The following is a 13,505-nucleotide window of genomic DNA, read 5'->3' as shown; positions in this document are numbered from 1 at the left end:
GAACCCATGAAGATCGGTGTAATCGGTGGCGGCCAACTGGGCCGCATGCTGGCCCTGGCGGGCACCCCGCTGGGCATGAACTTCGCCTTCCTCGACCCGGCGCCGGACGCCTGTGCCGCCCCGCTGGGCGAGCACCTGCGTGCCGACTATGGCGACCAGGACCACCTGCGCCAACTGGCCGACGAAGTCGACCTGGTGACCTTCGAGTTCGAAAGCGTCCCGGCCGAGACCGTGGCTTTCCTGTCGCAGTTCGTCCCGGTCTACCCGAGCGCCGAAGCCCTGCGCATCGCTCGCGACCGCCTGTTCGAGAAGAGCATGTTCCGCGACCTGGGGATCCCGACTCCGGCCTTCGCCGACATCCTCTCCCAGGCAGACCTCGACGCGGCGGTCGCCAGCATCGGCCTGCCGGCAGTGCTGAAGACCCGCACCCTGGGCTACGACGGCAAGGGCCAGAAGGTTCTGCGCACGCCTGAAGACGTGGTGGGTACCTTCGCCGAGCTGGGCAGCGTGCCTTGCCTGCTGGAAGGCTTCGTACCTTTCACCGGTGAAGTATCGCTGGTGGCCGTGCGTGCCCGCGATGGCGAAACCCGCTTCTACCCGTTGGTGCACAACACCCACGAGAGCGGCATTCTGAAACTGTCGGTGGCCAGCGAAGCGCATCCGCTGCAGGGCCTGGCCGAAGACTACGTTGGTCGTGTGCTCAAGCAGCTGGACTATGTCGGTGTGATGGCTTTCGAGTTCTTCGAAGTCGACGGTGGCCTGAAGGCCAACGAAATCGCCCCACGTGTGCACAACTCCGGGCACTGGACCATCGAAGGTGCCGAGTGCAGCCAGTTCGAAAACCACCTGCGCGCCGTGGCCGGCCTGCCGCTGGGCTCGACTGCCAAGGTCGGTGAGAGCGCCATGCTCAACTTCATCGGTGAAGTGCCGGCGGTAGACAAGGTCGTGGCCATCGACGGCTGCCACCTGCACCACTACGGCAAGGCCTTCAAGGTCGGACGCAAGGTCGGCCACGCCACCCTGCGCTGCCAGGACATGGCCAGCCTGAGGGCCAAGATTGCCGAAGTAGAAGCGCTGATCAGCAACTGATCGAACTTCTGCTCGGGGTCTGCCCTCTGAAAATGGCAACAAGCCAAAGCGCTGTCTAGGCTTTGGCTTGTTCCATCTTCACTTCAGAGGGATTGCCATGGGCATCATTGGAACCATCTTCATCGGCCTCATCGTTGGCCTGCTGGCCCGCTTCCTCAAGCCGGGCGACGACAGCATGGGCTGGATCATGACCATTTTGCTGGGTATCGCCGGCTCCCTGCTCGCCACCTATGGCGGCCAGGCACTGGGGATCTACCAGGCTGGCCAAGCTGCAGGATTCATCGGTGCGCTGGTGGGTGCGATCATCCTTCTGGTGATCTACGGATTCATCAAGAAACGCTGAATACTGGTTAGAATGCCCGGCAATTCATCTCGAGTTGCCGAGCATTTTCATGCGTGCCTTTTTTCTCATTCCGTTGCTTCTGATCAGTACCCTGGCCCATGCCGAGTTGCCTGAAACCGACTGGCTGGAGCTGATGCCCAAGTCGGACCAGAAGGCCCTCGAAGAAATGCCCGAGATCGATCACAACTCGCCGGAAGCCAATGGCACCTTCACCGCCAAGGGCGGCCTCAAGCAGAGCAAGGGCCTGCCGGCGGTGATGTATTCGACCAAGACCGTGGCCGCCATGAACGGCAAGGACATCCGCCTGGGCGGCTACCCGGTGCCGCTGGAAAGCGATGCCAAGGGCAACAGCACCTTGTTCTTCCTCGTGCCTTACCCAGGCGCCTGCATCCACGTGCCGCCGCCACCGCCAAACCAGTTGGTGCTGGTGCGGTATCCGAAGGGCCTGAAGATCGATGATATCTACACGCCGCTTTGGGTCAGCGGCAAGTTGAAGGTGGAGAAGGTCAGCAATGACCTGGCCGATGCGGCTTATGCGCTGGATGCGGGGAAGGTGAGGGTGGTGGAAGACGCTGACCTCTGATCTCTCCTGTGCCGGCCTCTTAGCGGGCAAGCCCGCTCCCACAGGGGATCTCCACAGGTTTTGAACACAGTGGAGAACCTTGTGGGAGCGGGCGAGCCCGCGAAGAGGCTGACGCAGTCATCAGATCTTGGCGCTGCCAACCCTGACCTGCAGCGATCGGCTGGCACCGGGTTTTAGCTCCACCACATCATCCCAAACATTCGCCGTCTCGATGCACAGCATCCGCTGCCAGCCGTCATCGGCCATGTCTGCCAGCTCCTTGGCCCGCTCGGTCCACGGGTTCCAGATCACCGCCGAGCGCGACCCGGTGCAGGTCAGGGTGATCCGCCGCTCCCAGTGCGGATCGACAATGCTCAGCTTCTGCGGCGTATCCAGGTAGATCCGGTCAGTTTCCCCGGCAAAGCCCAGCGCACCCTGCTGCTGGCGCTGTTCCCAGTCAGCCAGGGTCTCGATGTACTGCAGCCCCTCGACCCCTTCGACCCGCGCTTGGCGCACGTCGCTGACGGCAAAGTAGCTGTGCAAGGCCTGGCTGATGGTCACGGGGCTGTTGCCCATGTTGCGGCTGTTCAGGGACACGCTGAGCTCATCACCCAGTACGATCTGCAGTTTCAGCTCGACGTCATGCGGCCAGTCCGGCAGATCGCCCTTGGCCTCTGGCAGCTCGAACTCGATGTGCAGGTCATCACCTTTTTCTTCGACGCCCAGCAACTGCCAGTCACGCGTACGCGCCAAGCCATGGGCGGGAGCCTGCTCGCCACGGTACATGGCCTGCACGGATGCGGGGTTGCGCTGCAGGTTGCCAAACCACGGCCAGCACACCGGCACACCGGCGCGCACCGATTTGCCCTGGCGGAAGATGGCCTGGTCGCTCAGCCATAGCAGCGGTGGCTCGCCAACACGCTGGTAGCTGAGGATCTGCGCGCCCTGCTGGGCGATCAGTAGTTCGGCGCGGTCGCTGCTGATGCGCCAGCAGTTGAGTTCGCCGTGTTGCTCGGATTCGACCTTGAAGGTAGCCATTGCGCTCGTCTCATTGATTGCCTGTGAGCCCTTGGACTCGGTGACGTGCAATGAGTTTACCGCTCGCAAGGCTCAGCGACGAGGCACCGAGCGGGTTCGGCCACTGCCATCGATGGCGACGAACACGAATGTCGCTTCGGTAACCTTGCGCCATTCGCTGGACAGCGGGTCGTCACTCCACACCTCGACCATCATGCGGATCGAGCTGCGGCCGATTTCCAGGGTCTGGGTATAGAACGACAGTTGTGCGCCCACGGCCACCGGCACCAGGAATGCCATGCGGTCAATGGATACCGTGGCGACCCGGCCGCCAGCGACGCGGCTGGCCATGGCGGTGCCGGCCAGGTCCATCTGCGCGACCAGCCAGCCGCCGAAGATGTCGCCGAAACCATTGGTTTCGCGCGGCAGCGCGGTGATCTGCAAGGCCAGGTCGCCTTGCGGGATAGGATCTTCTTGTTCGAGCTCAATCATGCGATGGGGCCTCTGACCCGTGACGCTTTCGTTGGGGGGCGCAAGGCCGGGAAAACGATTCAGCTGACAACATACTACGCCGATTGCGTTTCGCTGGACGGCCATAGGGAAACTCTGCGAAACCGTCTGACATCACGTCCGGCGTTTTCGCACAACTTCCCACGGTTAAAGCAACCTTTTCCTACGAACGGCCAGTATATATAGCCAATCGCCAGGCGACGACTGCGCATTCACGAATATCTGTATGGATTTTGTATCGCTTTCAGCGCAGCTCGGCAATTTGCTATCTTCGCTCCTCGCCCTAACCCAGAAGCCGCGTGCCAAGCGGCCTGCATGACCTACAAGAGAACGACGAGCGATGACCTCCGTGCCGAGCAGTATCGAGCAGCCCTCGCGGCCGCTGACCCGCAGTGACTACAAGACCCTCTCACTGTCCGCCTTGGGCGGAGCCCTGGAGTTCTACGACTTCATCATCTTCGTGTTCTTCGCCACGGTGGTCGGCAAGCTGTTCTTCCCGCCTGACATGCCCGAATGGCTACGCCTGATGCAGACCTTCGGCATCTTCGCCGCCGGTTATCTGGCACGGCCACTGGGTGGCATCGTCATGGCTCACTTCGGCGACCTGCTCGGGCGTAAGAAGATGTTCACCCTGAGCATCTTCATGATGGCCTTGCCGACCCTGATCATGGGTTTGCTGCCGACGTATGCACAGATCGGCCTGTGGGCGCCGGTCCTGCTGCTACTGATGCGCGTGATCCAGGGCGCGGCCATCGGTGGCGAGGTGCCGGGCGCCTGGGTGTTCGTCTCCGAGCATGTGCCGGCGCGCAACACCGGCTACGCCTGTGGCACCCTGACTGCCGGCCTGACGGCGGGCATCCTGCTCGGCTCGCTGGTAGCGACCCTGATCAACACCCTCTACAGCGCCGAAGAAGTGGCCGACTACGCCTGGCGGATCCCGTTCCTGCTCGGCGGTGTGTTTGGCCTGTTCTCGGTGTACCTGCGCCGCTGGCTGCACGAGACCCCGGTGTTCGCCGAGATGCAGCAGCGCAAAGCCCTGGCCGAAGAGTTGCCGCTGCGTGCGGTGCTGCGTGACCACCGTGGCCCGATCATCCTGTCGATGCTGCTGACCTGGATGCTGTCTGCCGGCATCGTCGTGGTGATCCTGATGACCCCGGCGTTGTTGCAGAGCATTTACCACGTCAGCCCCACCGACTCGCTCAAGGCCAACAGCCTGGCAATCGTGCTGCTCAGCTTCGGTTGCATCGGTGCCGGCAGCCTGGCCGACCGCTTTGGTGCGGGCCGGGTGTTCGTGATCGGCAGCCTGCTGCTGCTGGCCAGCTCCTGGACCTTCTACCACAGCCTGCCGACCCATCCTGAGCTGCTGTTCCCGCTGTATGCAGTGACCGGCTTGTGCGTGGGTGTGATCGGCGCGGTGCCGTACGTGATGGTCAAGGCGTTCCCGGCGGTGGTGCGCTTTAGCGGGCTGTCGTTCTCCTACAACGTCGCCTACGCCATCTTCGGCGGCCTGACGCCGATGGTGGTGACGGCGCTGCTCAAGGTCAGCCCGATGGCGCCTGCCTACTATGTGGCTGGCCTGTGCGCTGTCGGTCTGGCCGTTGGCCTGTACCTGCTCGCCAACAAGCGCTGATCTGCGCCAAGGCTACTGGCCTCTTCGCGGCTAAAGCCGCTCCCACAGGTACGGTGTAGGCCCTGAGGCCTTTGCAAAACCCTGTGGGAGCGGCTTCAGCCGCGAAGAGGCCAGACCTGTTTTAGTGATGGCCTTTCATCCATTTGTCACAATTGAGTCATATCGTATTCATGCGGCCTGCAGATACTTGGCCCCGTTCCATCCAACACCCCAATATTCCTGCTAGGAGCAAGGCATGAAACTGAAGCGTTTGATGGCGGCCCTCACTTTTGCCGCCGCTGGCGTTGCCACCGCCAACGCGGTAGCCGCTGTCGACCCTGCGATCCCGACCTACACCAAGACCACCGGTGTTTCGGGCAACCTCTCCAGCGTCGGTTCCGACACCCTCGCGAACCTGATGACTCTGTGGGCCGAGGCCTACAAGAAGGAATATCCGAACGTAAACATCCAGATTCAGGCTGCCGGCTCCTCCACCGCGCCACCCGCGCTGACCGAAGGCACCGCCAACCTCGGCCCGATGAGCCGCAAGATGAAGGACGTCGAGCTGCAAGCCTTCGAGCAGAAGTACGGCTACAAGCCAACCGCCATCCCGGTTGCCGTCGACGCCCTGGCCGTGTTCGTGCACAAGGACAACCCGATCAAAGGCCTGACCATGGCCCAGGTTGATGCGATCTTCTCGTCCACCCGCCTGTGCGGCGCCAAAGCCGAAGTCAAGACCTGGGGCGACCTGGGCGTGACCGGCGACCTGGCCAACAAGCCAATTCAGCTGTTCGGCCGCAACTCGGTGTCGGGCACCTACGGCTACTTCAAGGAAGAAGCCCTGTGCAAAGGCGACTTCAAGCCTAGCGTCAACGAACAGCCTGGCTCGGCTTCGGTCGTGCAGTCGATCAGCTCCTCGCTGAACGGCATCGGCTACTCGGGCATCGGCTACAAGACGGCCAGCGTCAAGACCGTGGCCTTGGCCAAGAAAGAAGGCGGCGAGTTCGTTGAAGACAACGAAACCAACGCCCTGAACGGCAGCTACCCGCTGTCGCGCTTCCTGTACGTCTACGTCAACAAGGCGCCGAACAAGCCTCTGGCCCCGCTGGAAGCCGAGTTCGTCAAGCTGGTGCTGTCGCAAGCTGGCCAGCAGGTCGTGGTGAAGGATGGTTACATCCCGCTGCCGGCCAAAGTGGTCGACAAGACCCTGGCTGACCTGGGCCTGTCCCACTCGGACAACGTTGCAAAGAAGTAACTGACTGAGGATGAGGCCGGTGCTGATGCCCGGCCTCTTCCACGACTTTCCAGTCCGGTGCCAGGGTTCCTGTGCGGCGGGCTTTTTTGCGTCAACTCACTGTCATGTTTTTGTCATACGGGACCGCTAGGGTGTGCGCATGAATGATCTGGCCAATTCCACAATGACCCCAAACTCCCCGCCCGTGCGGATTGACTTCAATACGCCCGAGCTGCAACGCAAGCGCCGCATGCGCGCCCTCAAGGATCGCCTGACCCGCTGGTATGTACTGGTGGGCGGGCTTGCCGTATTGGCAGCCATCACGCTGATCTTCTTCTATCTGGCCTATGTGGTGCTGCCGCTGTTCCAGGGCGCCGAGCTGACCAGCAAGAAGGCCCTGGAGCCAACCTGGCTGCAACAGGATGCCGGCAAGCCACTGATGATTGCCCTTGAAGAGCAGAACCTGGTCGGCATGCGTGTTTCGGACAAGGGTCAGGCCATCTTCTTCGACACCAAGAGCGGTAACCAGCTCAGCCGCGTCGACCTGCCATTGCCGGCAGGCACCCAGGTCGCTTCGATCAGCGCCGACCAGCCGGGCAGCCCGCTGGTGGTGCTCGGCCTGTCCAACGGTCAGGCACTGGTGTTCCACCACACCTACAAGGTCACCTATCCGGACAACAAGAAGACCATCACCCCAGGCATTGACTACCCGTACGGCCAGGAGCCGTTCGTGCTCGACGAGCAGGGTCGTGCATTGGAGCACGTGAGCGTCAACGTCAATGGCGACACCCTGGTGCTGGCCGGCTCCACGGGTGCGCACCTGCAGGTGGTCGAGCTGTCGCGCAGCGAGAACATGCTGACCGGCGAGACCAGCACCGAACAGAACCGCATCGAATTGCCACAGATGACCGAAGCGGTGAAGAACATCTTCATCGACCCGCGTCAGCAGTGGTTGTACGTGATCAACGGTCGCGCCACCGCCGATGTCTTCAGCCTGCGCGACAAGAGCCTCAATGGCCGTTACAAGCTGGCCGAAAGCGCCGACACCGAAATCACCGCCACCGCCCAGCTGGTGGGCGGCATCTCGCTGATCATCGGTGACTCCAAGGGCGGCCTGGCCCAGTGGTTCATGGCCCGTGACCCGGATGGCGAGCAGCGCTTCAAGCAGATCCGTACCTTCCAGATGGGCAAGGCGCCGATCGCCCAGATCGATACCGAAGAGCGCCGCAAGGGCTTCATCGCCCTGGATACCGACGGCAAGCTCGGCGTGTTCCACAGCACCGCGCACCGCACCCTGCTGGTCGAACAGGCTGCCGAGGGCCCAGGCATCCTGGCCCTGTCGCCGCGCGCCAACCGCATCATCATTGAAGAAGGCAGCAAGCTGCTGCCGCTGAGCCTGCGCAACCCGCACCCGGAAATCTCCTTCAGCGCGTTGTGGGGCAAGGTCTGGTACGAGAACTACGACGAACCCAAGTACGTCTGGCAATCGACTGCTTCGAACACCGACTTCGAACCCAAGCTGAGCCTGTCACCGCTGACCTTCGGTACCCTCAAGGCCGCGTTCTACGCGATGATCCTGGCCGCTCCGCTGGCCATTGCCGCCGCCATCTACACCGCCTATTTCATGGCCCCGGGCATGCGCCGTAAGGTCAAGCCGGTGATCGAGCTGATGGAAGCGATGCCGACGGTGATCCTCGGCTTCTTCGCCGGCCTGTTCCTCGCGCCGTACCTGGAAGGCCACCTGCCGGGCGTGTTCAGCCTGTTCCTGATCATGCCGCTGGGTATTCTGCTGACGGGTTACACCTGGAGCCGCCTGCCGGAGTCGATCCGCCTGCGCATCCCGGATGGCTGGGAAGCGGCGATCCTGATTCCGGTGATCCTGGCGATCGGCTGGTTTGCCCTGGCTGTCAGCCCGTACCTCGAGAGCTGGTTCTTTGGTGGAGACATGCGCCTGTGGATCGAGCACAGCCTCGGCCTGCGCTATGACCAGCGCAACGCCATGGTGGTGGGTATCGCCATGGGCTTTGCGGTTATCCCGAACATCTACTCGATCGCCGAAGACGCCGTGTTCAGCGTGCCGCGCAGCCTGACCCTGGGCTCCCTGGCCCTGGGGGCGACGCCGTGGCAGACCCTGACCCGCGTGGTCATCCTCACCGCCAGCCCGGGCATCTTCTCGGCGCTGATGATCGGCATGGGCCGTGCGGTGGGCGAGACCATGATCGTGCTGATGGCCACCGGCAACACCCCGGTGATGGAACTGAACCTGTTCGAAGGCATGCGCACCCTGGCCGCCAACGTGGCGGTGGAAATGCCTGAATCGGAAGTCGGCGGCAGCCATTATCGTGTGCTGTTCCTCGCCGCCCTCGTGCTGTTGATGTTCACCTTCATCATGAACACCTTGGCCGAGCTGATTCGCCAGCGTCTGCGCAAGAAATACTCGTCGCTTTGATAGAAAGGTAGCGATCCGTGAAAAAGGATTCCCTCAAAGGCTGGTTCAAGAGCGGCGCCCCAGGCGTCTGGATCAGCGGTGGCGCGGTGGCCATGGCAGTGATCATGACCATTGGCCTGCTGGCGGTGATCGCCGTGCGCGGCCTGGGCCACTTCTGGCCAGCCGACCTGATCCAGGCCACCTACAAGGTGCCGGGCCAGGCCGATCACGTTGTCATCGGCGAAGTGGTGCAGAAGGAAGAAGTCCCGCGCGCTCGGCTCAAGGGCGCCGGCCTGCCGGTGCCGGACGACGGCCCGGAGTTCATGACCCGTGAGCTGATCAAGGTGGGTAACCGCGACCTCAACGGCAGCGACTTCACCTGGGTAGTCGGCGACTGGCTGGTAGACGAGCAGCGCCCGGCCGACCTGATGGCCCTGGAGCGCCGCGAGTGGGGCAACTTCTACGGCTACCTGGTCAGCGTCAAGGAAGAAGGCCGCGTGGTTGCCCAAGGCCCGGCAGCCTGGAACGAGCTGCAAACCCGCCTGAAGCGCGCCAACCAGCTCAACAGCGAACTGCAAACCCTCGAAAAGAAAGACATCGGTGCCATCAACCATGGCCTCGAGCGCCTGCGCCTGCACGGCCGCAAGCTGGAGCTGGACGGCAAGCTGGACGCCGCCGCCCAGGCCGACATGGACGCCGAACGCGCCGAACTGAACAGCCGCTACAAGGCCATCGAGGACCGCCTGCTGGGCCTGCACCAGGCCTTCGCCCGCGACAGCCTGGTGGCCCGCGACGGCAACGGCCGTGAAGTGGAAATCAACCTGAGCAAGGTGGTGCACGCCATCCAGCCGAACGGCATGTCCGGCTTCAGCAAGATGGGCACCTACTTTGCCAAGGTCTGGGAATTCCTCAGCGACGACCCGCGTGAAGCCAACACCGAGGGCGGTATCTTCCCGGCCATCTTCGGCACCGTGATGATGACCCTGATCATGGCCGTGATCGTCACGCCGTTTGGCGTGCTGGCAGCGGTCTACCTGCGCGAATACGCCAGGCAAGGTCCGGTGACTCGCCTGATCCGCATCGCGGTGAACAACCTGGCCGGCGTACCGGCGATCGTCTACGGCGTATTCGGCCTGGGCTTCTTCGTCTACGTACTGGGCGGCTCGATCGACCGCCTGTTCTTCCCCGAGGCGCTGCCGGCGCCGACCCTGGGCACCCCAGGCCTGTTGTGGGCTTCGCTGACCTTGGCGCTGCTGGCCGTGCCGGTGGTGATCGTGGCCACCGAGGAAGGCCTGGCGCGAATCCCGCGGACCGTGCGTGAAGGCTCCCTGGCCCTGGGCGCGACCAAGGCCGAAACCTTGTGGAAGATCGTCCTGCCGATGGCCAGCCCGGCCATGATGACCGGCATGATCCTCGCCGTGGCCCGCGCCGCCGGCGAAGTAGCGCCACTGATGCTGGTGGGTGTGGTGAAGCTGGCGCCATCGCTGCCGCTGGACGGCAACTACCCGTACCTGCACCTGGACCAGAAGATCATGCACCTGGGCTTCCACATCTACGACGTCGGCTTCCAGAGCCCGAACGTCGAAGCGGCGCGACCGCTGGTATACGCCACCGCGCTGCTGCTGGTGCTGGTGATCGCCACCCTCAACCTGTCGGCGGTGTGGATCCGGAACCACCTGCGCGAGAAGTACAAGGCGCTCGACAGCTGAGCCTGAATTGCAAGCGCGCCGCCTGCCAGCCGGGCGGCCCTTTGAAACGAATTGAAAGCGTATGGAGTTGACCATGCAGAACGAATCCCACACCCACGGCATCGACATGTCTGCCCTGGGTCGCGACAAGCAGGGCCTGCGCCTGGCCGAAGAAACCGTGGCCATCGAAGTGCCGGGCCTGAGCCTGTTCTACGGCGACAAGCAAGCCCTGTTCGACGTGCAGATGAACATCCCCAAGCAGCGCGTGACCGCCTTCATCGGCCCGTCCGGCTGCGGCAAGTCGACCCTGCTGCGCACTTTCAACCGCATGAACGACCTGGTCGACGGCTGCCGCGTGGAAGGCGCCATCAACCTGTACGGCAACAACATCTACCGCAAGGGCGAAGACGTGGCCGAGCTGCGTCGCCGGGTAGGCATGGTGTTCCAGAAGCCCAACCCGTTCCCCAAGACCATCTACGAGAACGTGGTCTACGGCCTGCGTATCCAGGGCATCAACAAGAAGCGCGTGCTCGATGAAGCCGTGGAGTGGGCACTGAAGGGCGCCGCCCTGTGGGATGAGGTCAAGGACCGCCTGCACGAGTCCGCCCTGGGCCTGTCTGGCGGCCAGCAGCAGCGTCTGGTAATTGCCCGGACCATCGCCGTAGAGCCGGAGGTACTGTTGCTCGACGAACCGTGCTCGGCACTGGACCCGATCTCGACGCTGAAGGTCGAAGAGCTGATCTACGAATTGAAATCCAAGTACACCATCGTCATCGTGACCCACAACATGCAACAGGCGGCCCGTGTTTCGGACTACACCGCGTTCATGTACATGGGCAAACTGGTCGAATTCGGGGATACCGACACCCTGTTCACCAACCCGGCGAAGAAGCAGACCGAAGACTACATCACCGGTCGTTACGGCTAGCAGCCCTGCGGCCCCTGTGGGAGCGGGCGTGCCCGCGAAGCAGGCGCCGCGGTGTATGGCACCGGCTTTGCCGGTGTTCGCGGGCACGCCCGCTCCCACAGGGAATGACACGAACCACTAGAAGCTTGCGCTTGCAGCTTCGCGGAGCGAACACATGATCAACAAAGAAAGCCTGACGCACCATATTTCCCAGCAGTTCAACGCCGAACTCGAAGAGGTGCGCAGCCACTTGCTGGCCATGGGTGGCCTGGTCGAGAAGCAGGTGAACGATGCCGTTACCGCGCTGATCGAGGCTGACTCGGGTCTGGCCCAGCAGGTGCGTGAAGTCGACGAGCAGATCAATCAGATGGAGCGCAACATCGACGAGGAGTGCCTGCGCATCCTCGCCCGCCGCCAACCGGCGGCCTCCGACCTGCGCCTGATCATCAGCATCTCCAAGTCGGTGATCGACCTTGAGCGTATCGGTGACGAATCAACCAAGATCGCCCGCCGCGCCATCCAGTTGTGCGAGGAAGGCGAATCGCCGCGTGGCTACGTCGAGGTGCGCCACATCGGCGACCAGGTGCGCAACATGGTGCGCGACGCCCTCGATGCCTTCGCCCGCTTCGACGCCGACCTGGCGCTGGCAGTGGCCCAGTACGACAAGACCATCGACCGCGAATACAAGACCGCCCTGCGCGAACTGGTCACCTACATGATGGAAGACCCGCGTTCGATCTCGCGGGTGCTCAGCGTGATCTGGGTGCTGCGTTCGCTGGAGCGCATCGGCGACCACGCGCGCAATATCTCGGAGCTGGTGATCTACCTGGTGCGCGGTACCGACGTGCGTCACATGGGCCTCAAGCGCATGAAGGCAGAAGTCGAAGGCACTGCGGGCGACGCCGAAAGCGCTAATGTTCCGGGCAAAGCTGACGATAAATAAGATTGCTCCCGAGCATCGACGCCCGGCCCGTGCCGGGCGTTTTCGTGTGTGGCAGAGCAATCAGCAGGCACCCGCGAACGATGCGAAGAAGTCCCGGCGTGACCCTAGAGTTGGCAAGTGGCCACCATTGCGCGGTAGGCTAGTCGGGTTCAAGAGGAGTATCGATGAGTAAAGTCAATGTGCTGGTCGTGGATGACGCGCCGTTCATTCGTGATCTGGTGAGGAAGTGCCTGCGCAATGCCTTCCCGGGCATGGTCATCGAAGACGCGGTCAACGGTCGCAAGGCCATGGCCATGCTGGCCAAGGAACCGTTCGACCTGGTGCTGTGCGACTGGGAGATGCCGGAGATGTCCGGCCTCGAACTGCTCACCTGGTGCCGTCAACAGCCCGAAATGAAGGACTTGCAGTTCATCATGGTGACCAGCCGTGGTGACAAGGAGAACGTGATTCAGGCCATCCAGGCCGGCGTCTCCGACTTCGTCGGCAAGCCGTTCACCAATGAACAGCTGCTGACCAAGGTGAAAAAAGCCCTGAGCAAGATCGGCAAGCTGGAAAGCCTGATGGCCGGTGCACCGGCGCGGGTAAATTCCGCGTTCGCCAATGACTCGCTGAGTGCACTGACCGGTGGCAAGCCTGAAGCGGCCAAAGTGGCGGCGCCTGCTGCCGCGCCGGCCAAGCCTTTGCTCAATGCACCGAAGCCACAGACAGCGGCGGCTGCGGCCCAGACCGGGCGAGGGCAGGGCCAGTTGCGCCTGGCCAGCGGTACCCAGCCCTGCGTGATCAAGGCGCTGAGCCTCAAGGAAGCGTTGCTGGTGGTGCGCCGCAGTGCGGCGCTGCCACAGGTGCTGGAAGGTGCAGTGCTCGACCTGGAGCAGGGTGAGAACGCCGAAGTGGCGCGCTTGAACGGCTACCTGCACGCCATCGCAGCGCTGGAGCCCAAGCCTGAAAGTGACTGGCTGCAGCTGACCTTCAAGTTCGTCGACCAGGATGCGCAGAAGCTCGACTACCTGTCGCGCCTGATTGCCCGTGGTACCCAGCAGAAGCACTTCACCCCCGGCGCCTGACGAGGCCTTCGCTTTTCTGTAATCGATGGACTCGCCCCCGCCGAGGCATCACAGTGCCACGGTGGCGTTCGAAGAAGCCAACGGCAGCGAGGGCGAGACCATGAAAAAGCA

The 13,505-nt window shown here is 62.9% G+C and carries 12 protein-coding genes; 10 read left to right on the top strand and 2 right to left on the bottom strand.

Annotated features, from left to right (window positions below; genetic code table 11):
* Positions 1 to 6 precede the first annotated feature (6 nt).
* The 3 genes from N430_RS21520 to N430_RS21510 all read left to right on the top strand — a co-directional run bounded on the left by N430_RS21520 (position 7) and on the right by N430_RS21510 (position 2,015).
* Entirely contained in the window at positions 7 to 1,089 is a 1,083-nt protein-coding gene (locus N430_RS21520) for a 5-(carboxyamino)imidazole ribonucleotide synthase (RefSeq protein WP_110638863.1), read from the top strand.
* A 97-nt stretch (positions 1,090 to 1,186) separates the two neighbouring features.
* Positions 1,187 to 1,432 (top strand): GlsB/YeaQ/YmgE family stress response membrane protein, encoded by a 246-nt coding sequence (locus tag N430_RS21515; RefSeq protein ID WP_060507722.1) that lies wholly within the window; start codon positions 1,187 to 1,189, stop codon positions 1,430 to 1,432.
* Positions 1,433 to 1,481: 49 nt separating this feature from the next.
* Complete coding sequence (locus tag N430_RS21510; RefSeq protein WP_165837374.1) at positions 1,482 to 2,015, top strand: DUF3299 domain-containing protein; 534 nt, start codon at positions 1,482 to 1,484, stop codon at positions 2,013 to 2,015.
* 120 nt (positions 2,016 to 2,135) lie between these two features.
* Here the strand turns inward: N430_RS21510 and N430_RS21505 are convergent, their stop codons facing one another.
* Entirely contained in the window at positions 2,136 to 3,032 is an 897-nt protein-coding gene (locus N430_RS21505; RefSeq protein ID WP_110638861.1) for a D-hexose-6-phosphate mutarotase, read from the bottom strand.
* A 72-nt stretch (positions 3,033 to 3,104) separates the two neighbouring features.
* A complete protein-coding gene (locus tag N430_RS21500) occupies positions 3,105 to 3,503 on the bottom strand; it encodes an acyl-CoA thioesterase (RefSeq protein WP_027917060.1) in 399 nt (132 codons plus the stop codon).
* A 358-nt stretch (positions 3,504 to 3,861) separates the two neighbouring features.
* Between N430_RS21500 and N430_RS21495 the strand changes: the two genes are divergently transcribed.
* The 7 genes from N430_RS21495 to N430_RS21465 all read left to right on the top strand — a co-directional run bounded on the left by N430_RS21495 (position 3,862) and on the right by N430_RS21465 (position 13,394).
* Complete coding sequence (locus N430_RS21495; protein WP_110638860.1) at positions 3,862 to 5,151, top strand: MFS transporter; 1,290 nt, start codon at positions 3,862 to 3,864, stop codon at positions 5,149 to 5,151.
* A 235-nt stretch (positions 5,152 to 5,386) separates the two neighbouring features.
* The gene (locus N430_RS21490) at positions 5,387 to 6,385 is read left to right on the top strand and encodes a phosphate ABC transporter substrate-binding protein PstS (protein ID WP_110638859.1); all 999 of its coding nucleotides are present in this window, start codon (positions 5,387 to 5,389) and stop codon (positions 6,383 to 6,385) included.
* A gap of 139 nt (positions 6,386 to 6,524) precedes the next feature.
* Positions 6,525 to 8,813, top strand: a complete 2,289-nt coding sequence (locus N430_RS21485) for an ABC transporter permease subunit (protein WP_110638858.1) — start codon at positions 6,525 to 6,527, stop codon at positions 8,811 to 8,813.
* 17 nt (positions 8,814 to 8,830) lie between these two features.
* A complete protein-coding gene (gene pstA, locus N430_RS21480) occupies positions 8,831 to 10,501 on the top strand; it encodes a phosphate ABC transporter permease PstA (protein WP_110638857.1) in 1,671 nt (556 codons plus the stop codon).
* A 73-nt stretch (positions 10,502 to 10,574) separates the two neighbouring features.
* A complete protein-coding gene (gene pstB / locus N430_RS21475) occupies positions 10,575 to 11,408 on the top strand; it encodes a phosphate ABC transporter ATP-binding protein PstB (protein WP_110638940.1) in 834 nt (277 codons plus the stop codon).
* Between the two features lie 154 nt (positions 11,409 to 11,562).
* Positions 11,563 to 12,330: a phosphate signaling complex protein PhoU gene (gene phoU / locus N430_RS21470; protein WP_110638856.1), complete on the top strand. Its 768-nt coding sequence runs from the start codon at positions 11,563 to 11,565 to the stop codon at positions 12,328 to 12,330.
* A 164-nt stretch (positions 12,331 to 12,494) separates the two neighbouring features.
* Positions 12,495 to 13,394 carry a response regulator gene (locus N430_RS21465; RefSeq protein ID WP_110638855.1) on the top strand — a complete coding sequence of 300 codons (900 nt, stop codon included), beginning with the start codon at positions 12,495 to 12,497 and terminating at the stop codon, positions 13,392 to 13,394.
* Positions 13,395 to 13,505: the final 111 nt, after the last annotated feature.

The sequence above is a fragment of the Pseudomonas sp. CC120222-01a genome (assembly GCF_003097235.1).
Lineage (GTDB): Bacteria > Pseudomonadota > Gammaproteobacteria > Pseudomonadales > Pseudomonadaceae > Aquipseudomonas.
Note: the sequence above shows the minus strand (reverse complement) of the source record. Positions and strands in the feature narration are given on the sequence as shown.